We start from the raw sequence: 26,252 nt of genomic DNA on the forward strand, positions 1-26,252 counted from the left end.
CTATGATAAACAAGGAAGTTAAAAATGCGGATGAAGCCATTTTTGACATTCCCGACAATGCAACGCTAATGCTTGGCGGGTTTGGTCTATGTGGCATTCCCGAAAACGCCATTTCTGCACTTATAAAAAAAGGCGTAAAAGGACTTACATGCATTTCGAACAACGCAGGAGTTGATGACTTTGGCATCGGTTTGATGCTACAAACAAGGCAAGTCAAAAAGATGATCTCCTCTTACGTTGGTGAAAATGCTGAATTTGAAAGACAACTCCTATCTGGAGAACTTGAGGTAGACTTAATTCCTCAAGGCACCTTGGCCGAACGCATTCGTGCAGGCGGAGCCGGAATCCCCGCCTTCTTTACCCCTGCCGGTTATGGCACCGAGGTAGCGGAAGGCAAAGAAGTGCGCGAGTTTCATGGCAAGCATTACTTAATGGAAGAATGGCTGAAAGCAGACTTCTCGCTAGTGAAAGCCTGGAAAGGCGACAAAGCAGGCAACCTTGTATTTAAGGGGACTGCCAGAAACTTTAACCCTATGATGGCTATGGCGGGCAAAGTAACCATTGCCGAAGTAGAAGAACTCGTAGAAGTTGGTGAATTAGACCCAAATCAAATTCACACACCAGGAATTTACGTGCAACGCATTTTCCAAGGCAACAATTACGAGAAGAGAATTGAACAGAGAACTACCAAAATCAAGTAAACATGACACTCGACAAAATAGGAATCGCGAAAAGAATCGCACAAGAAGTACAAGATGGCACATACATCAATTTAGGAATCGGAATTCCGACCTTGGTTGCCAACTTTATTCCAGACGAAATTAATGTTGTGCTTCAATCGGAAAACGGATTGTTGGGCATTGGCCCCTTCCCTGAAGAAGAAGCCGTAGATGCCGACTTGATTAATGCCGGCAAGCAAACAGTAACTACCCGAGCGGGCTCTTCCCTATTCAGTTCGGCCGAAAGCTTTGAAATGATTAGAGGTGGGCACGTAGACCTAACTATTCTGGGTGCCATGGAAGTTTCAGAAAACGGAGACATCGCCAACTGGAAAATTCCTGGCAAAATGGTAAAAGGAATGGGCGGTGCTATGGACCTGGTTGCATCAGCAGAGAATATAATTGTGGCCATGCAGCACTGCAGCCGTAGTGGCGACTCTAAACTATTGAAAGCATGTACGCTGCCCATCACGGGCATTCGCTGTGTTAAGAAGATTGTGACCGATATGGCCGTGCTAAATGTATTGCCTGAAGGCGGTTTTAAACTTATAGAGCGTGCTCCTGGTGTAAGTGTGGAAGAAATAAAGGCCGCTACTGCCGGAAAACTAGTGATTGAGGGAGAAATTCCTGAAATGACAATCGCTTAATCATTAAATTCGCGCCAAACGACAAACAGTATGAATCAATCAGACATTAATATAAGAGTACTCCTTGATGAAGAGAGCATTCCAGAGAAAATTCACTGGAGCGCAACAGATAAAGATGATGGTGCTGAAGAAGAAACAAAAGCATTCAGTCTTTCAATCTGGGATCATTTAAACCAAAACACGCTTCGCATAGACCTTTGGAACAAAGAAATGCCAATTGACGAAATGAAGCGCTTTTATATTGATAACTTGGGCGGACTAGCCCAAAGCATTCTAAATTCTACAGGAGACGAGTTTATGGCCTCTGCCATTAACCGTTTATGCGACAAATTAGTGAAACATGTAGAAGAGGAATTAAAAAACAGACCCGCTTCCGAATAAATACACAAACAAGGATTTTGGAGTAGCAAAAAAAATACTCGGCATGACGAATAAATTTCGCATCAAGCCATTGTATACTTCAAAATCCTTGTATTTTTGAGATAATCCGCGTTTTGTCGACCACATTTTTTCAGGTCACAGAACATTATTTGTTCAAACCCAAACAATAAACGATGAATTTGAAGAGCATATTAAAGAGCCTTGTTGTCGTGTTGCTAATGGTGCAATCGATTACAGTCATGGCTCAAAATCAGGTCACTATATCCGGAAGGGTGTTAGATGATGCTGATCTAACGCTCCCTGGTGTAAACATCAGGGTGAAGGGTAAAGTGGTTGGAACTATTACCGATGCTGACGGTAATTTCAATCTAACCGTAAATCAAGACCCTCCACTTACATTGATATTCTCATATGTAGGTTATACAACTCAAGAAATAGAAATCAATCAAGCAACAACTTCTGGTCTGGTTATTCGCATGGAAGAACAGGTAATGTACGGAGAAGATGTTGTGGTTTCTGCCTCTAGGGTTCAAGAAAACATCCTGACATCTCCGGTTTCTATCGAGAAAATGGACATTCTTGACATTCAGAATACCGCGGCTACTTCTTTTTATGAGGGGCTCGCCAATCTGAAAGGTGTAGATTTCAGTACGCAAAGTTTAACCTTTAAATCGGTTAACACCCGTGGTTTTGGCGCAAACGGTAACACCCGCTTTGTTCAGCTAATTGACGGTATCGATAACCAAGCTCCTGGCCTGAACTTTGCAGTAGGTAACATTGTAGGTATCAACGATTTGGATTTGGAGTCAGCGGAAATGATTCCTGGTGCAGCTTCTGCCCTATACGGTCCAAATGCCATTAATGGTATCTTACTACTTACCTCAAAAAACCCATTCGAATACCAAGGACTTAGCGTTTATGCTAAAACTGGTGTAAACCATGTGGACGAAAAATACCACGACATGTCTTTCTATCAAGACTATGGTTTCCGTTGGGCTAAGTCTTTCGATAATAAGCTTTCTTTTAAAGTAACCGGTTCTTACCTAACAGCACAAGACTGGGTTGCTGCCGACTACAGAGATCAAGGTCCTGCCACATTCGGAGTAGTTGAAAGAGGCGCAACTGAAAGAGGTAACAATAGATTTTATGATGGTGTGAACACTTATGGTGAATTCCAGATTACTCCTGGCGCCATTGCCGATATTGCCATTGCTGGCGGAAACACTTCTCTAGCGGCAGTTCGCAACCTACTACCTGACGGCCAGCTTGGCCTTTTCACTCCTGATGGCTTTACAGAATCGAGCTTTGTGGACAACACTACCGAAAGTTTTAAGCTTGGTGGTGCACTACACTACAGACTGAACGACAACCTAGAGTTGTTCGGACAATTCAACTACGGTTCTGGTAGCACAGTTTATACGGCTAACGATAGATTCGTACTAGATAACTTCTCTATTTCTACAGCAAAAGTTGAGTTGAGAGGTTCTGAATTTTATGCAAGAGCGTATACAACACAAGAAAATTCGGGTGATAGCTACGCAGCCAATACTCTAGCTTCCCTTATTAATCAGGCTACATTCTTAGAGCCTTATTTAACTGCCTTTGCTAACACCAGATTAGGTGGTGGTAATGTAGATCAGGCTCATGCTGCTGGTAGAGCTGCTGGTAGAGCTGCACAGCCTCAACCAGGTACAGCACAGTTCAACCAACTGGCTGATGCTCTAAGACAATCATCTATAGCAGATGGTGGCGCTAAATTCTTAGATAAATCTAAACTATGGCATGCAGAAGGTAGCTGGGATCTTTCTCAGCGAATTGACTGGGCTGAAGTTGTAGTGGGCGCTAACTGGAGAAGATACTCACTTAACTCTGAAGGAACGCTTTTCGCACTTGAAGACAGCGGAGACGAAATTAGCTACAACGAGTTTGGAGCTTACGCACAAGTAACCAAGCGCTTATTAGACGATAATTTGAAACTGCAAGGTTCTTTGAGATACGATAAAAACGAGTACTTCAAAGGCCAAGTTTCTCCGAGAATTTCGGCTGTAGGAACTATCGCTGGTAACCACAACCTTCGTGGTTCATTCCAGAGAGGTTTCCGTATTCCAACTACGCAAGATCAGTTTATAGACCTTGACGTGGTAAGCAGAAGATTGATTGGTAGCAACAGCCTTTTGGTTGATCGTTACAGATTCCAAACAAACACTGTTTATACCACAGAAAGTGTAGCAGCTTCTCAGCAGTCTGGTACTGATATGTTAGTGGTTGAAGACAGAGTAAGCCAAGAGTTTAAAACTGAAAAAGTAAACACTTTTGAAGTTGGTTATAAAGGCCTTTTCATGGACGGAAGACTATTGATTGACGCCTACTACTACTATAGCCAGTACAAAGACTTTATTGCCGAAATTGACTTTACACAAGCCATTCCAAATGGAATGACTAACCCTAACCCAGATGCAAATACACCTGCTCAAAGACAGCAAATCGTAAACGGAACGGTTCGTACGCAACGTTACGGTTTTGATGTGAACGCAACTGGTACTGTTGAGTCTCACGGATGGGCGCTACAAGCCGACTATCAACTACCTGGAGGCTACACTATTGGTGGTAACGTTTCTTTCAACGAGCTAATTTCTCAAGACGACCTATTGGCACAAGGCTTTAGAGCATCATACAATACGCCAAAGTATCGTTACAACATTAAGTTCGAAAACAGAAAAGTGACTGATAGATTTGGTTTCAACGTGACTTACCGTTGGCAAGAAGCATTCCTATGGGAATCAGCCATTGGAACGGGTATAGTACCTGCTTACGGTACGCTTGATGCACAAGTGAGCTACAAGGTGCCACAGTGGAAGTCGACATTGAAATTAGGTGCAAGCAACCTGTTGAACGACTATTACATCACCTCATTTGCAAACCCTAGCGTTGGTGGTATTTACTACTTCCAAATCACATTTGACGAATTCTTCAAATAAAACAGACACCCATGAAAAAGTTAAACAAATATCTACTCTCATTAATGGTAGCATCGTTGGCTTTCACGGCCTGTGATGAAGAAGACGAAATACTAGCAAAACAAGAAGCTGAAAATCCTATTCCTCCTGCATTTGTAGGAGACCCTGGGGCACTAGACTTTACCAACTATGTGGCACTGGGTAACTCCATTACCGCTGGCCTTATGGATGGGGCTTTATATACTGAAGGTCAGGTTTACTCCTTCCCTAACCTATTGGCTGCGCAATTAATGGCCAATGGCGTAAATGGTGGCGAGTTTAACCAACCGGATGCAAATTCAGCTAATGGTTATTCAGGACCAGGTGCTGATGGCACCCCTGGCACCGCAGATGACCTTGGTAGGTTTGAGCTAAGCTTGAGCCAACAAAGACCAGTACCAACTGCAGGTGAGGTACCAACGGCTTACACAGGAGACAAAGCTGCTCTGAACAATTTTGGTGTACCTGGAATGCGCGTGGTAGACGTTAACACTCCTGCACTAGTGAGCAATCCTTACTATGCAAGGTTTGCGACCAACCCTGGTGTTTCTACAGTATTGGGCGATGCTTTGGCAACCTCTCCTTCCTTCTTTACTTATTGGTTAGGCAATAACGATATCCTTGGCTACGCTGTAGGCGGTGGAGTTAATCCGGCCTCTATTACATCTCAGGGAGATTTTCAACAAGCATTAACTGAGTCTCTCGGAGGTTTGGTACAATCTGGAGCACAGGGAGCCGTAATGACCCTGCCATTGTTTGTTACACTGCCTTACTTTAATGCTGTGCCTTATAATGCAATTGCTCTTGATGCTGCAACTGTCACACAGTTAAATGCTGCTTTCAATGGCTACAATGAGGCATTGGCAGGTTTGGTACAACTTACTAATAGTGGATTGGTTCCTGGTTTGAATGTAACACAAGCAGACGCTGACCAAAGAAGCGTTGTTCATGTTGCAGGCAGCAACCCTATTTTAATGAATGATGATGACCTTACCAATTATAGCCGCCCTGGTGGTGAGTTCGATATTCTAATGGGATTAGGTTTCATTACACCACAGCAGCGTCAAGCGTTAGAACCATATGGTCAAACAAGGTTTGCAACCTCAAACGATCGTCCTGTGCTAACTTCAGCAACAGTTTTAGGAACACCTTTTATGGGCAATGCAAACGCAGTAATCGGTGTAAGTTGGCCAGCAGCTGACCAGTGGATTCTATCCGCTGCAGAAGCGCAAATCGTAGTAGGTACAAGGGCAACTTATAACGCTATCATTGCTACTGTAGTGGCGGGTATTAACCAACAGGCAGGTGGAGAAGTAATTACCCTTGTGGATGTACAACCATCATTTGCTGACATTGCAGGACTGGATCCAGCTACGGCAAGCTTCTTAGTTGACCCTAACAGTGGAAATCCATTCTTACAGGCAATGGCTGTTAACGCGGCTGCAGCTGCAGATGGTGAATTAGGAATTGAAGTTGATGGAGTTAATTTGGCACCAGATTTTAGCCCTAACGGAATTTACTCAACGGATGGAATTCACCCTAATCCTAGAGGTCACGCAATTATTGCGAACGTAATTATCGATGCACTAAATACGCAGAAATCATCGATCATCCCTTCAGTTGATGTATTGTTCTTGAGAGGTATTATAGCTACTCAATAAGTAAACATTAGCCAAAAAATATGGAAGCCACTCAAATGAGTGGCTTTTTTTATGCGCAAAAAAAGAGCCTCGAAGACTTCTTCTTCGAGGCTTACCTCAACCAAATAGATAAATAACCATCAACTTCACAAACCAACTCGGTTACATACAATAATTAAATAACCTGTGCCATTCAATACTCAATTCCTTTGCCACAAACCAATCCCGAGTAATACAAACTGATTTACAGACAGTTAAACCCACACAAACTAAATACACAATCTCAAAATTGTACCACATGCGGAATATCAATCCCATAATGGGATGAAATATTTAGCCTGTATTCTCTTTATGAGAGGTCAGCTTTTCTAGCTATTTTTGAGCAACTAAAAATTGATACATGCCAGGATTTGAGTTTTTTGGAGAAGAGGAAAGAAAAGAAGTAAACGATGTAATGGAATCGGGTGTACTTATGCGCTATGGCTTTGACCCAATGCGCAATGGTCATTGGAAAGCCAAAGAGCTGGAGCAAGCCATTACAGAAACTTTCAACGTAAAGCATGCACAACTAACCTCTAGCGGAACAACAGCACTAAGCACAGCCATGGCTGTAATGGGTGTTGGCTATGGTGACGAAGTGATCATGCCAACCTTTACTTTTGTGGCGAGCTTTGAGGCGATTATTGCTGCCGGGGCCGTTCCTGTATTAGTAGATATTGACGAAACACTTTGCTTGGATCCGAAAGCGGTTGAAGCAGCCATTACACCTAAAACAAAAATGGTAATGCCGGTGCATATGTGCGGCTCTATGGCGCAGCTAGATGAATTGAAAGCCATTTGCGACAAACACAACCTACTGCTTTTAGAAGATGCCTGCCAAGCCATTGGCGGTTCTTTTAATGGACAAATGCTAGGCACAATTGGCCATGGTGGCACATTCTCTTTCGACTTTGTAAAAACCATTACTTGTGGCGAAGGCGGTGCTTTTCTTACCAATGATGAAAAGTACTACATCAATGCTGATCATTACACCGATCATGGACACGACCATGTAGGCAACGATCGCGGAGCTGAAAGCCACCCTTTCTTAGGTTATAACTTCAGAATTTCTGAGTTGCACGCAGCGGTTGGTTTAGGTCAAATCAAAAAGTTAGACAAGATTCTTGCTACGCAGAAAAAACATAACGCCATTATTAAAGAAGCTCTTGAAAAAATTGAGGGTATCACTTTCCGCAAGATCCCGGATCCGGAAGGCGATAATGCATCGTTCCTTTCATTCTTTTTACCTACGGAAGAGCTAACACGTGCTGCTCACAAAGCACTTTTAGCAAATGGATTGGGTGGAAACTTCTATTGGTACGATAATAACTGGCACTATATCAAAAAGTGGGATCACCTGAAAAATGGCACTTCCCTCTTCCCTATTAACCCAGCGCTTAAAGAAGCTTTGGAGCAACAAGACTTCAACAACTTCAAGCAGTCTGATGATATTATGGGCAGAACAATTTCTTCGCTAATCAATCTCAACTGGACAGAAGAGCAAGCAAAAGAAAGAGCTCAAAAAATGGCAGAAACAATCCAATCGGTACTATGAAGGTAGTTGCGCTAATTCCTGCTCGCTACGATGCCACGCGCTTCCCTGGCAAACTAATGGCCAAACTGGGCAGCAAATCGGTCATCTTAAGAACCTATGAAGCTGTAATAAAAACTGGCTTATTTCAAGAAGTATACGTGGTGACGGATTCTGACATTATTTACAATGAAATCATAGGCAACAATGGCCAAGCAATAAAAAGTCAAAAGGAACACGAGTGTGGAAGCGATCGTATTGCCGAGGCGGCAGAGCAAATTGAGGCAGACATAATAGTAAACGTACAAGGCGATGAGCCATTTACTAAAAAAGAGCCTTTAGAAAAGCTATTAGCGGTTTTTGAAGGACCAGATGTAGCTTCGATAGACTTAGCTTCGTTAATGCAGGTTTTGAATAAAGTGAACCAGATTGAAGACCCTAACTATGTAAAAGTTGTGGTTGACAATGATGATAACGCATTGTTCTTTTCACGTTCGCCAATCCCATATCCTCGCAACAAAGCTGCTAATACAAAATATTACGAGCACATTGGTGTTTATGCTTTCAGAAAACAGGCACTCATTGACTTTTACCATACTCCAATGACTATTCTGGAAGACACTGAAAAAATAGAATGCCTGCGCTATTTAGAAACAGGCAAAAAAATCAAAATGGTAGAAACTGAATACATGGGTATTGAAATTGATACACCTGAAGATTTAGAAAATGCCAAAACATTTATTGAAGAAGATTAATGACAGCATTTAAGAACTTCCCAATGGTTAAAATGGTCGTTTACGGCCGTGGATCATTTGCACAAACTGCAGAAATTCTGGCACCACAGCGCAAGGCTGATGCCCCATTTATATTTATTGTTGACGATTTCTTTCAAGGGAAAGCTGAACTGATCAACAGAATTCCACTTGAAGGAAAAGATAAAATTGTTTTTGCCAGCACTGCTGACGAGCCTAAAACCAAGCAAGTTGACGCTATTGCCAAAGAATTGAAAGATGAATTCGGCACCGTATCTGGCGTAATTGGCATTGGTGGTGGCAGCATGTTGGACCTGGCCAAAGCCGTTGCACTGATGATGACTAACCCTGGCTCATCGGCTGACTACCAAGGTTGGGATTTGGTGAAGGTACCTGGCGCCTACCACGTGGGTATCCCTACCCTTTCGGGCACTGGTGCCGAGGTTTCTAGAACCACCGTACTTACCGGCCCTGAGCGTAAACTGGGAATGAACTCAGACTACACACCTTTCGATCAAATCATTCTTGACCCAGAATTGATCAAAGGTGCGCCTAAGAATCAGCGATTCTATACTGGAATGGACTGTTACATCCACTGTATCGAGTCATTAACAGGTACTTACCTCAATACTTTCTCGCAGTCTTATGGTGAAAAGGCACTAGAGCTTTGCGAAGAAATTTTCCTTAAGAAAGACGTTTGGGACGATGACTCCGATGATAAGCTAATGATGGCATCTTACCATGGAGGAATGTCTATTGCCTATTCACAAGTAGGCGTTGCTCATGCAGTTTCATATGGTTTAGGCTTCTTGCTAGGCACAAAACATGGCATTGGTAACTGCATTGTTTTCGATCACTTGGAAGAGTTTTATCCTGACGGTGTAAGAGACTTCAAAGCAATGGTTGACAAACACGAAATCCATATTCCGAAAGGTATTTGCGCCAACCTAACCGATGAGCAATTCGACAAAATGATTGATGTAGCAATGTTTATGGCGCCACTTTGGGAAAATGCACTCGGCAAAAACTGGAAGGACACAATTACGCGCAAAAAGCTTCGCGAGATGTACGAAAAGATGTAATCTCTTTTGAGTAGACAACTACAATATATTCTAAAACGAAGGCTAATATTAACTTTATTAGCCTTCGTCTCTTTAGTATCTACTCACTTACACGCACAAGAAACCAACGACATCCTTCTGACTAAGGCACCAAAGAATAATCAATTATACCCAAGAGACATTAGCACTAACCTTGGAACCGTTGTTTTTGAAGGAACACTGGATGAGACAATATCTTTCGACTCTTTAGTATTAAAACACACCACGACAACGGGAGCAAGTGAAGCTATAAAATTGACCAATAGCCCGAATAGAGCTTTCAGTCACTCCACTAAAATTGAAGCCGAATTAGTAGACCACACATTCGAAATACTCAGCTATTCTGCTGGTGTTCCACAACTTCACTATAAGGCAATAGATGTAGTTGCAGGTGATGCATATCTAATTTACGGCCAGAGTAATGCCCGAGCGCTCAATTCAACAAACAACGTAAACCACTTTTTGAGAACTTACGGAAAGAAGAAAAAGGAGGATAGTGAGATCAACAAATGGCATGCAACTTATGATGATAGATCAGAGGGTACTTACACTGGAATTCCTATTGGAACATGGGGACAAGAACTGGCAACTCACATAATTGAGCGGGAGAAAATTCCCGTTTTAGTAATTAATGGAGCAATTGGTGGCTTAACTATACAAGAATTGTTGCCAAACGACAACCCCAATGCCATTGCTACGGAACATTACTACAATTTTTTACAAAGAATTAAGGAAGCGAACCTCCTCAACAATGTAAGAGCTATGCTTTGGTGGCAAGGCGAATCAGACGGTTTTTCATGGGCTTGCAGGCCTGTTAATGACTACACAAACCTTTTCAATGAAATGAAAAAAGAATGGCTTGAGGACTTTGGACCTACTGAGCACACCTTTATGTTTCAACCTCAGGCCTGTGGGGGCTTTGGTATAACACCAGAGTGCATGATTCAGGTACAGGAAGCTCAAAGACAAATTGCATTACAAAACCCTAATTACACACTCATCCCCACTGGGCATTTGGAGATGGGTTCGGACAATTGTCACTTTACAGAAGAAGCATATATCACTGCGGGAGTTGAGCTTTCAAAGCTCACTCTTCAACAGTTATACAACCACCCTATTGAGTTTTCAGTGAATAAAATTGATGCAGCATATTATTCAGATTGCAGTAAACAAACCATCATTGTCGACTTCAATGAAACAACTACATCTGAGCTCAATAAAGAATTCATTAAAGATTTGCGTTTAGAAGGCGACAGCACCTTAAGCATCCAAGATATATCGCTAACTAACAATCAATTAACGGTTAATCTATCCCGTTCGGTTAATGACAGTATCATAGGTCTAAGTTTTTTATCCCACTATTATTCTGGCACATCCCTAATTGAACTAGACGGGAGAAGTATACCTCAATTTTACAATCTACCCATTGAATTGCCAGATATTGACAAAGACGGTTACTCATGTCTTTATGATTGTGATGACCACAACCCAGAAGTTAACCCTACTGGGAAAGATGTTTCAATAAATGGAATTGATGAAGATTGTGACGGTTATGACGGCCCCTATCCCTCTCTTGAGGTGGAACTAGACTTTAAAACCAACGTAACTCCTAACCCAACCCACCAATTCATATCAATTTCTTTTGGCCTAATCTCGCGCTATACATTAACCCTATCTGATATTAATGGCACTCTTTTAAGTACTCATCAATTGGAAGAAACAAGTGAAACAACTCTCGACCTAAATCACATCAAGCCCGGTCAATATTTTTTAAAAACCTATAATCACGACCTTGGTGTGAGTATCGTGAAGAGAATCCTTAAGAACTAACACACACTCCTTTCATACAGCAAACTTTTAGTTCAACTCTCCCCATAATTTATATATTTACGATATCAATGTGTCAGTTAAACGCAATGAGCATTGATTTTAAACCGTTTAAAGGTTGTTTGTACTTCAAACTGATCTTTTTTATTAGTTTACCTCCAAGAGTAAAATAACATGAACCGTAGAAAATTTTTATCACAATCGGCTTTAGCTTCGGCCGGATTATTGGCGGCACCCTCCCTGTTTGCCAATTCAATGGAAGCAAAAATCAAGTCTTTTGGCTTTCAGGTTTACACCTTGCGAGACGTGATTTACAAAGACATGGAAGGAACGCTCAGTACCATGAAAAAGGCTGGCTACGACTATGCGGAATTCTTTGACTTTGCAGAAGGAAAGCTACTTCAGAAACCTGTGAAGGAAGCTAAGGCGATAATCGACAAAACAAAGATTAAGCCTCGAAGTATTCACGTTATGACCGGGGCTATGGCTCCTGAGCAAAAAGGAACTATTCTAAACGACTGGCAAATGTCTGTTGACGCGGCAGCTGAGCTTGGCGCTGAATACCTTATTTGCGCCTATCTAATGGATTTTGAGCGTGAAACAATCGACCAGTACAAGGCCTTGGCAGAAAAGTTCAATGAAGCTGGTGAGGCTTGTAAAAAAGCTGGCATCCAGTTTTGCTACCACAATCACGATTTTGAATTCCAAAAAATCGATGGGCAACTGCCATATGATATTCTATTAAAAGAAACAGATCCAGACCTTATGAAAATGGAATTGGATATTTATTGGGCCAAGTACATCAATGTTGATCCAATCAAACTTTTCCAAGCAGACAAAGGCAGGTATCCGCTTTGGCATGTAAAAGACCTTTCTGCAAAGCAAGACCGCTTAATGACGGAGGTTGGAAATGGAACAATCGACTGGGCCGAAATTTTCAGCCATGCAAACGATGCCGGAATGAAAGGCTTCTTTGTTGAGCAAGACAGAAACTTTGCAAGCGACTCTGTTTCTTCGCTTCAAACGAGTATCAACTACCTTAAGAAACTGAAGTATTAAGGTTTTTAATCAGAGAATTAAAGAGCACTCAAAAGGTGCTCTTTTTTTATGCACCTACCTGCCGACCAAAAGAATGCAAACGTTTCTAAAGATTTAGAGCAGAACTAATTATATTCCTGTTCAATCGATTTGCATGAATAGTAATAAAATCCGCTACTGGTCTATTACAGTAGCCTTAGCTGGCTTTCTGTTTGGCTTCGACACAGTGGTTATCTCCGGAGCTAACCAACCAATTAAAGAACTTTGGAACACCACCCCGTTTTTTCACGGCACCTTCATTATGTCCATGGCATTGTGGGGCACCGTAATTGGTGCCCTATTTGGTGGCATACCAAGTGACAAATTCGGTCGAAAGAAAACCCTTTTTTGGATCGGTGTGTTATACTTTGCTTCGGCAATAGGATCTGCCCTTGCTCCTGACCCATACACGTTTAGCTTTTTCCGTTTTATTGGTGGTTTGGGTGTAGGTGCATCTTCCGTAGCCGCTCCAACATACATTTCCGAAATATCTTCTGCCAATAACCGGGGCAAACTCGTAGCCCTTTACCAATTCATGATCGTTTTCGGAATCCTTATTGCCTTTATAAGCAACTATGCGCTGGCGGGTGTTGGCGGAACAAACGACTGGCGTTACATGCTGGGGATTGAAGGTTTACCTGCCCTAGCCTATTCCGTTATGGTTTTGGGTGTATCTGAAAGTCCGCGATGGTTGGCTTTAAAGAAAAAGGACCATGCGGCAGCCCTCCAAGTCTTACAATCAGTAGCCCCAGCAACTGCACAGCATAAGCTGCGCGAAATAGAAGAAGATATCGAACCGCAAGGGCAGCATGCCGGCCTTTTCTCTAAAAAATATAGCAGACCTATTATGCTCGCCTTTCTGATTGCCTTTTTCAATCAACTATCAGGCATAAACTTTATACTCTACTACGCCCCAGAACTGCTCGAAAAAGCTGGCTTTGCAGGGAGTGAGTCACTTTCCAGCTCAATATCTATTGGTGGAATAAACCTTATTTTCACTATGCTGGGTATGTTTTTAATTGATAAGCTAGGTAGAAGACAGTTGATGTACATTGGTTCATTTGGCTACCTTATTGGGCTTTCGGGAACGGCCATATGCTTTATGCAAGGCAGTTCACCTACCGTGCTCCTGTCCTTTATCTTAGTTTTTATTGCCTCTCATGCAATTGGTCAAGGGGCTGTTATTTGGGTGTTTATTTCAGAGGTTTTCCCAAATCAGGTACGTGCGTTTGGCCAGTCATTCGGCTCCTTTATCCACTGGATATTTGCTGCCATTATCACGCTAATCACACCTATTTTCATAGATAAAGATCAAGGCATTTTTGGCGATAATCCGTGGCCTGTTTTTGCATTCTTTGCCTTTATGATGTTCTTACAATTGTTATTCGTTTGGCGAATTATGCCTGAAACCAAAGGCAAAACGCTTGAGGAATTAGAAAAAGAATTGATTAGAGAATAATAAAGCCATGAAAAAGATCGGACTCAGCATAGTTACCCTTTGTCTGTTATTTGCCTGTACTTCTCCCAAACAAGAACTAGCAAAAGCACAACATTACAATGAGCCTTACAGACCACAAATTCATTTTTCTCCTGAGACCAACTGGATGAACGACCCAAACGGCATGGTCTTATATGATGGTGAGTATCATTTGTTCTATCAATACTACCCCGATAGTACGGTTTGGGGGCCAATGCACTGGGGACATGCGGTAAGCACCAATATGGTGCATTGGGAGCATCTCCCAATTGCCCTTTACCCCGATGAGCTAGGCTATATCTTTTCAGGCAGCGCAGTAATCGACTGGAACAACACCACCGGATTTCAAAAAGATGGCGAACATCCACCCATGGTGGCCATGTTTACACATCATTTGGCTGAAGGTGAAAAGGCCGGACGAGATGATTACCAAGTGCAGAGTTTGGCCTACAGCCTAGACAAAGGAAGAACCTGGGCCAAATATGAGGGTAACCCTGTGATTCCGAACCCTGGTATAAAAGACTTTCGCGACCCTAAGGCTTTTTGGCATGAAGAAACCCAACGCTGGATCGTAATATTTGCTGCCTTAGACAGGGTACGCATTTACAGTTCCGCCAACCTCATAGACTGGACATTTGAGAGTAGCTTTGGCGAAACCTATGGCGGCCATGGTGGCGTATGGGAATGCCCCGATTTGTTCAAACTAAAAGTAGAAGGCACCGATGAAGAAAAGTGGGTAATGCTATTGAGTATTAATCCTGGTGGAGCGAATGGCGGTTCTGCTACCCAATACTTTATTGGCGATTTTGACGGCCACAGTTTTACAGCTGAACAGCCTGAAGAAGCCATAAAATGGCTCGACCACGGGAAGGACAACTATGCTGGGGTTACCTGGGCCGATATTCCCGAAACTGATGGCAGAAGACTGTTTATAGGCTGGATGAGCAACTGGGAATATGGCCAAGTAGTGCCAACTGAAAAGTGGCGCAGTGCCATGACTTTGCCAAGAAGCCTTCACCTTATCAAGAAAGAAAACGATTATGTTGTTGCTTCAAGACCGGTAAAAGAACTCGAATCGATTGAGGAGAAAACCGTTCAAATATTAGAAAACAACACCGTGGTAGCCGAAGAAGTTGAAACACTTGGCATCCCCATAAAAACCGAAGTGGTTTTCGACTTGAAAAATGCCACTGCCGATAAGTTCGGAGTAGAACTTATTAATGGCTTAGGAGAGAAATACCTGATTGGATACGACAGAGCAAGAGAACAGTTCTTCAGCGATAGAACCGCTTCTGGTAAAACAGATTTTGAAGAACGCTTTGCAAAAAACTTACATCCCTCACCCTATTCTACCAATGCAGATGACCTGAATTTGACGATTTACATCGATAAATCTTCTGTAGAGGTATTTGTAAATGATGGCGAATTTGTAATGACCAACTCGGTTTTCCCTAATGAAGACTTTAACCAGGCAGCTATATTTATGACTGGCGGAGATATTACAGTGAAGTCTTTGAGCAACACCAAACTAAAATCAATTTGGTAAACCGCTAACGTTTTTCTTGTTGCCAATTCGCATAGGTTTAGCTAGATTCCAAATCCTTAAAATACTTTAGCTAAATCTTAATCTATGAAAAAGCTCATTCTTGGCTGTTTAATCATGTTTTCTGCGGTTTCGCTAATGGCTCAAAAAGCCATTGTGGTAGAACCCGAAAATGTGGTTTTAGAAGTTGGCCAAACACAAAAACTCAACGTTTACCTTACAGAAAACGGTAAAAAGATCGATGCCCCTGTTAACCTCACCTACTCAAGGCGCTATCGCAGAAGTATGGCCATTGATTCACTCAACCAAGTGACGGCCTACCAACCCGGCACCTTCGATATTATTGCCATAGGCAATGGCGTACGAAAGGAATTTCAGATCGTAATCAAAACCCCTCCAATTGCTGAGGTAAAGATCGAATCTATTCCTAATCAAGTTTATGCAGGCACACCAGTAACGCTTAAATACGAAGTGCTAGATAAAGCAGGAATGACTAGAGAAGATGTACCTGTAACCTTCCAATCGAAAAACACCGATATAGCCACGGTTAACAAATATGGCATTATCAACACCAACAAAGCGGGCAAAGTAGCCATTACCGCAACTGCCGAAGGAGTCACCAACACCATCAACCTAAACGTGGTAACCAATCCAATCGCGAAAATTGAGCTTAGTGCTGATGGCGACCAAGCACGTACTGGCGATGTTTTCCATTTTACAGCAAAAGCATTCGACAAAAAAGGAAATGAAGTTACCGATGCGCCTATCTACTATTCTTTTAGTGGAGTTTCCGACAATGTAAGCCAAAGTGCATCGGGACTGATAAAGCAAGATGGCCGATTCGTGGCCGATGAAGCAGGAACTTACACCATTACAGCTTCTTGCGGTGTGGCTTCAGCCTCTAAAACCCTGAGCATTGCTGCCAGAGAAGTGAGCCGCAAGATCGAGCTTGTTGGACAAGGCTCTGTAAACGACAAACACACTTCTGACCTGTGGATTTGGGAAGGTGTTGACGGAAGAGATTATGCCGTAACAGGTACTTGGGGAGCCGATGGCACCGCATACTTTTGGGACGTAACCAATCCTGCCAATATTTTCAAAATCGATTCGGTACAAGTTGATGCACGTACTGTAAATGATGTAAAAATTTCTGAAGATGGCACCATTTGCGTAATTAGTAGAGAAGGTGCTTCTAACCGTAAAAACGGCTTGGTAATTATCGATGTAAAGAACCCTCGCGATGCGAAAATCATTTCTACATTCGATGAAAACCTAACCGGAGGTGTACACAACGTATTCATTTCGAAAGGCCATGTTTATGCATTAAGTGCAGGCCAAAAATACTATGTAATCAATATTGAAGACCCTAAAAACCCATATGCAGTTTCTAAGTTCGAACTAGATACTCCAGGACACTCTATTCACGATGTTTGGGTGGAAGATGGTATCGCCTATTCTTCAAACTGGGCTGATGGTATTCAACTGGTTGATGTAGGAAATGGAATTGCTGGCGGATCGCCTGATAACCCTAAAAAGATCTCTAGCTACGCCTATCCTAACAAAGCAAATCACGCCTCGTTCCCGTTCAGAAGCCCTTCTACTGGCAAATTCTACGTAATTGGCGGTGATGAGATTTTCCCATATGGTTTAAATATGAAAGGCCCGAACATGGCTGGTGGTTATTTACACGTAGTAGACTTTACCGACCTGGACAATCCAGAGGAAGTTGCCCGTTTTGAAGTGCCATATGCTGGTTCTCACAATTACTGGATTGAAGATGAAATTCTTTATGTGGCTTTCTATAATGGCGGTGTGCGTGTAGTTGACCTAAGTGGTGAGCTTATGGGCGACTTAAGAAAACAAGGTCGTGAAATCGCTTGGATTATCCCGAACGACCCGAACGGTTATGTACCAAACGCTCCGTTTACATGGGGTGCACAACTCCACAAAGGTCATATTTTCTATTCCGACTGGAATAGTGGCTTATGGTCGGCCAAATTGGAGCCTGAAAAACCAAAAGAGACACAAATTAAAGCCAAGTAATAGCGCTTGTTGATCTGAGGTGGTGAATGATCATAACTTCATCACCTCATTTCTTCCTCATGTAAAACTAATTCACTCTATAACGCTAAAGAAATGAGAAAGGCATCGTTGTTTTTAATGGCATTGGCCTTAAGCTTTACCGCTTTTGCGCAAGACTATTACATCTACGTTACGGCCGAATCGGAAGATGAAGTAGCCGTAATTAAGTTTGATGGCCAAAAAGCGGAGAACATCAAAAACATTCCCGTAGGTGTTTGGCCTGCCGAAATTGAAGGCCCGCACGGCATTACCGTTGGCCCTGAAGGCAAATACTGGTACCTGAGTTTAGCACACGGTAATCCTTACGGAACACTCTACAAGTTCGAAACCGGAACAGATGAAGTGGTTGGTACTGCGCAATTGGGCCTCTTCCCTGCCTCCATGCAGGTTTCTCCGGCCACAGGGCTTCTTTACTGCGTAAACTTCAACCTGCACGGTGACATGGTGCCAAGCACAGTTTCAGTAGTAGATGTAGCCAGCATGACGGAACTAGACCAAATTACTACTGGTGCTATGCCGCATGGCAGCAGACTTTCTGCCAACGGCATGAAACACTACTCTGTAGCCATGATGTCGGGCGAACTGTTTGAAATTGACGCCATTAACCTAGAAGTTTCCAATACACTTGATCTTGATGAGGCTTCCAAAATGCTTGAAATGGACCATTCAAAGATGGATCATGCGGCCATGGGACACGAAAAAGAGGAGGAACCAATGGATCATTCTAAAATGGATCACAGCAAAATGAACCATGGTGCTATGGGCGGCATGAAACACTCAGCATTCAAACCTACATGGGTTAGCCCACACCCTAGCAAAAACCTAGTATATGTGGCTGGGAATGGCGCTGACGAAGTACTGGAGATTAACACGGACACTTGGAAGCCGCTTAGAAAATTTAAAACAGATAAAGGCCCCTACAATATAGACCTATCGCCTGATGGTAAGTTTATGGTAGTATCTTACAAAACGGCAGCTAAAACCGGTATATGGAATTTGACCACTGGCGAAGAAGTAGCCCGATTAGACAACAGCCAAAAAGTAACACACGGTGTAGCTGTTTCTCCTGACTCAAAATACGCTTTTGTATCGGTTGAGGGAATTGGTGGCGACCCAGGAAAAGTAGATGTAATTGACTTACAAACACTTAAAGTGGTGAGCACTGCAAATCTTGGAAAGCAAGCCGGAGGGATAGCTTTTTGGAAAATTGAGGAGTGAGAAATTTTTCTGATTTTTTTCCTGAAAAGGTTTTTAAATAAGAAAACGACTACTACTTTTGTACTCCCAATTCAAGGATGGTCTATGGTGTAACTGGCAACACGTCTGATTTTGGTTCAGAAGAGTCTAGGTTCGAGCCCTAGTAGACCAACAAAAAGCTTCACAGAAATGTGGAGCTTTTTTTATGCCTTTTCAAGTGCTATCTCCTTCACCAACTTACCATCGATGGCTTCGAGGATGTCTGTAAAACCAGTTTGTAACTGACAAGACTAAAACCTTATATCATTCATCCTTGAAAGCTAAATAGACTTCAGCTCCATTTAGGCTATTCTGTCTTTTACCACAAACCCTTTCTGCCTATCTTCCACAAAATTTAAAGCATGCGTTTTCAACTACTTTTTGCCTTACTCTTCGTTTCCATCTCTTCAATCGCTCAAGAATTTACGCGCCAAGATTCACTACGTGGTAGCATCACCCCCGAGCGCGCTTGGTGGGACCTAACCTATTACCATCTACAAGTAGAAGTTGTACCTGAGAACAAATGGATTGCCGGCAACAACACCATTCGTTACAAAGTTTTGGAGCAGCATAATGTAATGCAGGTTGACTTGCAACCACCACTCACCATTACCAAAGTAACTCAAAACGGCACTGAACTTTCATTCAAATCGGAAGGCAATGCACATTTCGTGACTTTAAAAGAGCCCCAAACTGTTGGTGCTGTAAACGAAATTGTGGTGCACTACGAAGGCAAGCCCAAAGAAGCCGTTCGCGCTCCTTGGGACGGTGGCTTTAGCTGGAAGAAAGACGCAGATGGCAACGACTTTATCGCCACCTCCAATCAGGGCTTAGGCGCATCGGTTTGGTGGCCCAACAAAGACCATATGTACGATGAAGTGGACAGCATGGACATTAGTGTAGAGGTGCCCGAACACCTATCGGATGTTTCGAACGGCAGATTGATTGGCACTGAACGCAACCGAAAAAAGAAAACCAAAACCTTTCACTGGCAGGTTAAAAACCCTATCAACAATTATGGAGTGAACCTAAACATTGGCAACTATGTAAGCTGGAAAGAGACATATGCTGGCGAAAAAGGCGATTTAGACATTACTTACTGGGCACTAAAAGTAGACGAAGAAAAAGCACGCAAACAGTTTACTGAAGTACCAAGAATGCTGGATGCATTCGAGCATTGGTTTGGCCCCTACCCTTTTTATGAAGACGGTTACCAGTTGGTGCAAGCGCCTTATTTAGGCATGGAGCACCAAAGCTCTGTAACTTACGGCAACCGCTTTGAAAACGGTTACCTCGGCCGCGACCTAAGCACAACGGGCTGGGGCTTAAAATTCGACTTCATTATCGTCCATGAATCAGGTCATGAGTGGTTTGCTAACAACATCACCCATAAGGACCATGCGGATATGTGGATTCATGAAAGCTTTACCAATTACTCAGAAAGCCTATTTTTAGACTATCATTTCGGTAAGGCAGCCGGCCAAGAGTATGTGCGAGGCACCAGAACTTCCATTGGCAACAACAAACCAATGATTGGCCCATATGGAGTAAACTATAGTGGCTACCCAGGCGATGTTTATTACAAAGGCGGCAACATGCTCAACACTCTTAGAACCATCGTAAATAATGACGAACAATGGCGTGGCATGCTGAGGGCCTTGGGTGAAAAGTTCTACCATCAAACTGTTACTTCCGAAGCATTGGAAAACTACATGGCCGAATTCTTAGGACTAGAACTAAATGCCTTCTTCGATCAATACCTTCGCGACAGGCGTTTGGCAACACTGGAATATTACTTCAAAGATGGCAAGCTTTACTACCGTTGGATCAACACTATCTCATCTTTCGATATGCCAGTAGATGTTGAAGTTAATGGAAAGAGCATGCGCATTGAGCCTCGTAGTCAATGGAATAGTATTCCCGTGGACGGAACAACGCTTATTGTAGAGCCCAATTATTACATTGCGGTTCTCAAAAGCAGATAAAGCAAAACCATTCTTCTAAAAATACCCAAGCGGATTACTTTATTTAGAAGAGGCAACTTATATTGAGTAAAAAACCACAATGCACATCTGTAGGCTTGCCTCTTCAATAATACTTCTCCTTGCTATTCCCACCGGCCTTTTAGCTCAAACCGAAACGCCAAAAGAAGACAAAAACTTAGAGTTTAAGCCAGTTCCTTACATCAACTACAGCAGAACAGGTGGTTTTTTTATTGGGGCCGTTCCAATGGCCATGTTCCGAGCCAATAAAAACGACACCATCTCCCCAAAGTCAATGGCAGGCTTGGCAGGCGTTTACTCCACTGAAGGCAATTGGGCCAGCGTTGTTTTTAGCAAAATATTCTTGAATGAAGACAGGTGGCGCTTTACCGGTGGTGGCGGTGTAGGTATGAACGGTTTTCAGTTTTATATGGACGATATAAGCGAGTTTGTGGATTACACCACAGATATTGACTTTTTAATGGTAAAGGCCGAAAGAAGAATCTACAAAGACCTGTTTGCCGGCCTGCGATACGCTTATAGAAAAACAGAGACCAATACCGCTATATCCCCAGACCCTGACGAAACAACCTTCAACTCATTGGCCATTTCGTTCTCAAACGATGAGCGCGATAATGTATACTACCCTTTTAGCGGAAGCATTTTAGACATTAACTTCAACACCACACCCGAATTTTTCGACAATGAATTTGTAACCCAAAAAATTGAAATCAACTTCAATAAATTCCTAGCCATTAAAGAAACAGATGTATTGGCGCTACGCGGAAAACTAGGTATAGGCATTGGAAATCTCGCTTTCGAGCAACAATTCATTGTCGGTCAACTAGACATTAGAGGTTATACTGAGGGCAAATACCGAGGCAACAATATCGCCACTTTGCAAGGCGAATACCGATGGAACTTTAGGGAAAGAATGGGAATTGTTGGCTTTGCTGGCTTGGCTACCATTTGGGAAAGCATTAATACGGCCGATAATGGCAAACTACTACCAGGAGTTGGAGCCGGCTTTCGCTTTACAGCATTTCCGGATAATCACCTGAATATTGGATTAGACGCTGCCGTTGGGGATGGCGACTGGGGTATTTATTTCAGAATTGGTGAATCCTTCTAAATTCACACTCCTGTGTAATAGTGTTTTCTGAGTTGCTTGCGTACATGTAAAAACCTAAGCAACCCTGTTATGAGCAAAACAGGAGCAATTACAACCAGCATGTACCCCACTGTCATTATTTCCTCCAATGCACTGATTTTTAAAATGGCAAAACCCGAACTCAAGAATACGATAAAGGTCCTGAAGTAAGCTAAAAAGGTACGCTCGTTCGCTAAACGGGTTCTTTCCATCGCCAGTTCGTCCGTTCTACCCAATGTCTGTTTTTCCATATCAATCCATTAACTAAGCGCAATTTAACAAGGGAACAGCTTAACTTTGTAGCCCAAGTTACACTTGGTTTGACCGAAACTGTTTGCAAGTCTAAATTTCAACAACTTAAATAATAAATATTTAAGGGTCAGTCTCGATTTTATTTATTAAATTCCTACCTTTGCGACTCAAAATTCGGCATGGTGAAAAACAAACCACAGGAACACAAAATTTTTGCAGGAAACGGTTCAGCAGAACTAGGTAAAAAGATTGGAGAATTCTTCGGTCAAGGCTTAGGCGGAATTAAACTTCAGAAATTCTCTGATGGTGAAATGGCACCTTACTATACTGAGTCAATCAGAGGTGCAAATGTTTTTCTAATTCAATCAACTCACGCTCCTAGCGACAACCTGTTTGAGCTTTGTTTAATGATTGATGCCGCTAAAAGAGCAAGTGCCTATAAGGTAATTGCTGTTTTGCCTTACTTCGGTTATGCCCGTCAAGACAGAAAAGATAAGCCAAGAATAGCCATTGGAGCCAAACTAGTAGCCAATATTTTGACTGCCGCTGGTGCCGATAGAATCATGACTTGTGACTTGCACGCTGGCCAAATTCAGGGCTTTTTCGATATACCGGTAGATCACTTGGACGGTTCGGCTATTTTTGTGCCTTACCTAAGAGCGCTTAATCTGGATAACCTACTTTTCGCTTCGCCAGATGTTGGAGGAGTAAAAAGAACCAGATCTTTTGCGCAGCATTTCAACGCAGAAATGGTGGTTATCGATAAGCACAGAAAAAGACCAAACGAAGTTGCCGAAATGCGAATTATCGGTAATGTAGAGGGCAAAAACGTAGTTTTGGTAGATGATCTTGTTGATACAGGGGGAACGCTATGCAAGGCTGCAAAAATTATTATGGAAGAAGGCGCCACCTCTGTACGTGCGGTGTGTACTCACCCAGTACTTTCAGGAAAAGCCTACGAAAACATTGAAAACTCTGTGCTTGAGGAGCTCGTAGTAACAGACACAATTCCTTTAGCGCAAGAATCTGAAAAAATCCGTGTATTAACTGTGGCTGAATTGTTTTCAAAAGCCATTAAGAACATCACTACGGATGGATCAATAAGTCAACTATTTATTTAAACATATATTAAAATGAGAGAAGTAGAGATTATAGGGTTTAAAAGAGCAAATCTCGGAAAGGCAGAGGCGAGCAAACTAAGAGCAGAAGGAAACGTTCCAGGCGTACTTTACGGTGGTGACGAGCAAGTGCACTTCTACGCTCCTGCTATCCAATTCAGACCTGTATTGTACACTCCAGAAGCATGTTTCATCAAATTAAACATCGAAGGAACTGAATACAGAGCCATCGTTCAAGAGTCTCAGTGGCACCCAGTTAGTGAAATGTTGTTGCACGTTGATTTGCTTCAACTATTTGCTGGTAAGCCTATTAAAATGGACATTCCGGTAAAAGCAACTGGTAACGCAATAGGTGTTAAGAATGGTGGTACTTTGATCGTGAAGAACCCAAGATTGAGAGTACTTGCATTGCCTAAGAACATGCCAGAAGTAATCGAAATTGATGTTACTAACTTGAGAATTGGTAAAGCTATCAAAGTTGGAGAGCTTCCTACTCAAGATTTCGAATTCTTGACAAGCCCACTTGTAACCGTTGTTAACGTAGCTATTCCAAGAGCACTTAGAGGTAAATCTGCCGAAGAGCTTGAAGCTGCTGAAGATGAAGCTGGCGAAGAGTAATTCAAAAACGACATTCGTTATAAATCCTACCCCGAAACGGGTAGGATTTTTTATTTTCGCAGCATGAAGTATTTAGTGGTAGGACTTGGAAACATTGGAGCAGAATACGAGCTCACCAGACACAACATTGGATTTTTAACCCTCGATAGACTTGCCGACCAAAAAGGCGTAACTTTTGAAATGGGTCGCCTGGCCTATCATGCCGAATGCAAACACAAGGGCCGCACCATCCACCTAATTAAACCCACTACATACATGAACCTTAGTGGTAAGGCTATGAAATACTGGATGCAAGAGCTAAAAATACCGAAAGAAAATGTGCTAGTAATTGTAGACGACCTTGCCCTACCCTTCGGGAAATTACGCATGCGTGCCAAAGGATCTAGTGCCGGACACAACGGACTTAAAAACATTGAAGACCTAACCGGTGGACAGAACTACCCACGCCTTAAGTTTGGCATTGGCGATGACTTTGGCAAAGGACAGCAGGTAGACTATGTGTTGAGCAAGTTCACCCAACAAGAGTTTGACGAGCTTCCTTTTGCAATGGACAAGGCAATCGAAATGATTTATGGTTTCTGTACCATTGGCATAACCCGCACAATGAATGAGCACAATGATTAATTAATTGCTTAAGCGGTTACTCAACTTAATAGTGATATTGAATTTTTTTGAAAATTTTTCACTCAATATAATTACCTGATTTACAGATGATTAATTATTATATATAAAGCATCAAAAATTACCATCTGAAACACAGGCACTTGCAAATTCAAAATCCTTTTCAGTACATTTGCAGCCATAACAACGAAATGAAAAAGCAAAACTTACATAGCGAAGCAGTTCTACCACAGGTAACAATAGCTTATGACCTATGTGATGATTGCAGTTCGGGGAAGTAATAACTTTCGATAAGAAATTTTACAACCCGGACTTTTAGTTCGGGTTTTTTGTTTTAAAAAATTAAGAAACGCAGAAGATGACAATTCGCTTAGAAGACATATGGCTATCACCCCTAGGGTATAAAAATCAGATTGATTTTATGGCTGATGAACTATGTCTTTTGCAAAATAAGACCGGGAAGCATATGACTTGACAATACCGTACATAAGCGCGGCATTGAAAAGCCCGGTCTGCATTAGACCGGGCTTTTTTTATTGTCGGATAGCCAAGAGGTAAGGCATCAGTCTGCAAAACTGACACCATCGGTTCGAATCCGATTCCCGACTCAAAGTGAAGGATATCCACTCTCCTCCTTTCAGGAGGAGTGCCCGAAGGGCGAGATAGTGCAAGAAGCTAAAGGAGAGGCAGAACGAGTGTCTCCTCAACTTGGAGAAGGGTTAAAGCCCCTAAATAGCCTTTCGTTCGGGCTATGATGTTTGAAAAAGCTCCAATGTAAATAGCGGGTCATTGAACCCAACAATTGGTTGATCGCCAACTGAAAGGGACAATGACCTCAATGGAAATGCGATAACGATGGAGAGTTATGCTGGTCTGTAAAACCAGTGCCATTGGCTCAGTAGGTTCGAATCCTACCATTTCCACGGAATATAATCCTCAGGTATAAGGCCTGATGAGGGTTTCAGTAAAGCCCCATAGTGCCGAACTAGTAAGTCTCGGTATGCTACTTAGCTTGAGGACATATTCCCATGCTTGTCGGAGGTTCGAATCCTCCCTACCCCACAATTGAATGAGAAATGGGGTAGTAGCTCAGTTGGTAGAGCACCATGCTTTTAACATGGTAAATGGATTAGGTTTCCATTTTCAGAAGTTCATCGGGTCTTCTTTAAAAACCGATGCCAATACTGAAAGGAATGTTCAGCTTGCCCCTCGCCTACTTCGGTAGATGAGGAAAGTTTTGAAAAAGCCAAGGTGGTTTAGGATATCGCCCGATGCAAGATTTGACTTCTGTTGTCACAAGAAGATGTTGCGAACTTCGGTTCAAAGCAAATTCCCCTGACTCTGGAACTCACTTCTGAATTCAGACTCAATAGACACCTCGCTTTCGATAGATGGCAAACTGTTCAACCTTTCATAAAACGAAACTATTTGGCCAATAGCGATAAATAAATGTTTAACCGAGGG

At 42.5% G+C, this 26,252-nt stretch carries 21 protein-coding genes and 3 tRNA genes; 23 read left to right on the forward strand and 1 reads right to left on the reverse strand.

Features of this window, described 5'->3' with window-relative positions:
• Positions 1-2: 2 nt before the first annotated feature.
• The 17 genes from BMW98_RS12155 (at position 3) to BMW98_RS12235 (ending at position 22,161) form a co-directional block, all read left to right on the forward strand.
• Complete coding sequence (locus BMW98_RS12155; protein ID WP_090258857.1) at positions 3-701, forward strand: CoA transferase subunit A; 699 nt, start codon at positions 3-5, stop codon at positions 699-701.
• Positions 702-703: 2 nt separating this feature from the next.
• Positions 704-1,366, forward strand: coding sequence for a 3-oxoacid CoA-transferase subunit B (locus tag BMW98_RS12160; RefSeq protein ID WP_090258858.1), 663 nt, complete (start codon positions 704-706; stop codon positions 1,364-1,366).
• A 30-nt stretch (positions 1,367-1,396) separates the two neighbouring features.
• Positions 1,397-1,747 carry a gliding motility protein GldC gene (gene gldC, locus BMW98_RS12165; RefSeq protein WP_090258859.1) on the forward strand — a complete coding sequence of 117 codons (351 nt, stop codon included), beginning with the start codon at positions 1,397-1,399 and terminating at the stop codon, positions 1,745-1,747.
• A gap of 239 nt (positions 1,748-1,986) precedes the next feature.
• Complete coding sequence (locus BMW98_RS12170) at positions 1,987-4,725, forward strand: TonB-dependent receptor (RefSeq protein ID WP_245733574.1); 2,739 nt, start codon at positions 1,987-1,989, stop codon at positions 4,723-4,725.
• Positions 4,726-4,736: 11 nt separating this feature from the next.
• On the forward strand, positions 4,737-6,404 hold the full coding sequence (locus tag BMW98_RS12175; RefSeq protein ID WP_090258861.1) for an SGNH/GDSL hydrolase family protein: 1,668 nt from the start codon (positions 4,737-4,739) through the stop codon (positions 6,402-6,404).
• 379 nt (positions 6,405-6,783) lie between these two features.
• Positions 6,784-7,977 (forward strand): DegT/DnrJ/EryC1/StrS family aminotransferase, encoded by a 1,194-nt coding sequence (locus BMW98_RS12180; RefSeq protein WP_090258862.1) that lies wholly within the window; start codon positions 6,784-6,786, stop codon positions 7,975-7,977.
• Positions 7,974-8,708: a 3-deoxy-manno-octulosonate cytidylyltransferase gene (locus tag BMW98_RS12185; protein ID WP_090258863.1), complete on the forward strand. Its 735-nt coding sequence runs from the start codon at positions 7,974-7,976 to the stop codon at positions 8,706-8,708. The genes BMW98_RS12180 and BMW98_RS12185 overlap by 4 nt, the downstream gene beginning before the upstream one ends.
• A complete protein-coding gene (locus tag BMW98_RS12190) occupies positions 8,708-9,787 on the forward strand; it encodes an iron-containing alcohol dehydrogenase family protein (RefSeq protein WP_245733576.1) in 1,080 nt (359 codons plus the stop codon). The genes BMW98_RS12185 and BMW98_RS12190 overlap by 1 nt, the downstream gene beginning before the upstream one ends.
• Before the next feature lie 6 nt (positions 9,788-9,793).
• On the forward strand, positions 9,794-11,635 hold the full coding sequence (locus BMW98_RS12195; RefSeq protein WP_090258864.1) for a sialate O-acetylesterase: 1,842 nt from the start codon (positions 9,794-9,796) through the stop codon (positions 11,633-11,635).
• Between the two features lie 171 nt (positions 11,636-11,806).
• Positions 11,807-12,691: a sugar phosphate isomerase/epimerase family protein gene (locus tag BMW98_RS12200; protein WP_090258865.1), complete on the forward strand. Its 885-nt coding sequence runs from the start codon at positions 11,807-11,809 to the stop codon at positions 12,689-12,691.
• A 133-nt stretch (positions 12,692-12,824) separates the two neighbouring features.
• The gene (locus BMW98_RS12205) at positions 12,825-14,168 is read left to right on the forward strand and encodes a sugar porter family MFS transporter (RefSeq protein ID WP_090258866.1); all 1,344 of its coding nucleotides are present in this window, start codon (positions 12,825-12,827) and stop codon (positions 14,166-14,168) included.
• A 7-nt stretch (positions 14,169-14,175) separates the two neighbouring features.
• Positions 14,176-15,732 carry a glycoside hydrolase family 32 protein gene (locus BMW98_RS12210; RefSeq protein WP_090258867.1) on the forward strand — a complete coding sequence of 519 codons (1,557 nt, stop codon included), beginning with the start codon at positions 14,176-14,178 and terminating at the stop codon, positions 15,730-15,732.
• 84 nt (positions 15,733-15,816) lie between these two features.
• Entirely contained in the window at positions 15,817-17,772 is a 1,956-nt protein-coding gene (locus BMW98_RS12215) for a hypothetical protein (RefSeq protein ID WP_245733578.1), read from the forward strand.
• Positions 17,773-17,865: 93 nt separating this feature from the next.
• Positions 17,866-19,029 carry a YncE family protein gene (locus BMW98_RS12220; RefSeq protein ID WP_090258868.1) on the forward strand — a complete coding sequence of 388 codons (1,164 nt, stop codon included), beginning with the start codon at positions 17,866-17,868 and terminating at the stop codon, positions 19,027-19,029.
• Between the two features lie 78 nt (positions 19,030-19,107).
• Positions 19,108-19,180: transfer RNA gene (locus BMW98_RS12225), tRNA-Gln, on the forward strand.
• A gap of 229 nt (positions 19,181-19,409) precedes the next feature.
• A complete protein-coding gene (locus BMW98_RS12230; protein WP_090258869.1) occupies positions 19,410-21,032 on the forward strand; it encodes a M1 family metallopeptidase in 1,623 nt (540 codons plus the stop codon).
• A 79-nt stretch (positions 21,033-21,111) separates the two neighbouring features.
• A complete protein-coding gene (locus tag BMW98_RS12235) occupies positions 21,112-22,161 on the forward strand; it encodes a BamA/TamA family outer membrane protein (protein WP_090258870.1) in 1,050 nt (349 codons plus the stop codon).
• Between the two features lie 2 nt (positions 22,162-22,163).
• Here BMW98_RS12235 and BMW98_RS12240 read toward each other — a convergent pair whose 3' ends face one another.
• Entirely contained in the window at positions 22,164-22,430 is a 267-nt protein-coding gene (locus BMW98_RS12240) for a DUF202 domain-containing protein (RefSeq protein WP_090258871.1), read from the reverse strand.
• A 180-nt stretch (positions 22,431-22,610) separates the two neighbouring features.
• Between BMW98_RS12240 and BMW98_RS12245 the strand changes: the two genes are divergently transcribed.
• From BMW98_RS12245 to BMW98_RS20480, 6 genes are all read left to right on the forward strand, one after another.
• On the forward strand, positions 22,611-23,552 hold the full coding sequence (locus BMW98_RS12245) for a ribose-phosphate pyrophosphokinase (RefSeq protein WP_090258872.1): 942 nt from the start codon (positions 22,611-22,613) through the stop codon (positions 23,550-23,552).
• A 12-nt stretch (positions 23,553-23,564) separates the two neighbouring features.
• Positions 23,565-24,167, forward strand: coding sequence for a 50S ribosomal protein L25/general stress protein Ctc (locus BMW98_RS12250; protein ID WP_090258873.1), 603 nt, complete (start codon positions 23,565-23,567; stop codon positions 24,165-24,167).
• Positions 24,168-24,230: 63 nt separating this feature from the next.
• The gene (gene pth / locus BMW98_RS12255) at positions 24,231-24,791 is read left to right on the forward strand and encodes an aminoacyl-tRNA hydrolase (protein ID WP_090258874.1); all 561 of its coding nucleotides are present in this window, start codon (positions 24,231-24,233) and stop codon (positions 24,789-24,791) included.
• Positions 24,792-25,326: 535 nt separating this feature from the next.
• Positions 25,327-25,396 (forward strand) — tRNA-Cys (locus BMW98_RS12260).
• Between the two features lie 232 nt (positions 25,397-25,628).
• Positions 25,629-25,711, forward strand: a tRNA-Tyr gene (locus tag BMW98_RS20475).
• 146 nt (positions 25,712-25,857) lie between these two features.
• Positions 25,858-26,013: a hypothetical protein gene (locus BMW98_RS20480; RefSeq protein ID WP_162844731.1), complete on the forward strand. Its 156-nt coding sequence runs from the start codon at positions 25,858-25,860 to the stop codon at positions 26,011-26,013.
• Positions 26,014-26,252: the final 239 nt, after the last annotated feature.

The sequence above is a fragment of the Roseivirga pacifica genome (assembly GCF_900111145.1).
Classification (GTDB): domain Bacteria; phylum Bacteroidota; class Bacteroidia; order Cytophagales; family Cyclobacteriaceae; genus Roseivirga; species Roseivirga pacifica.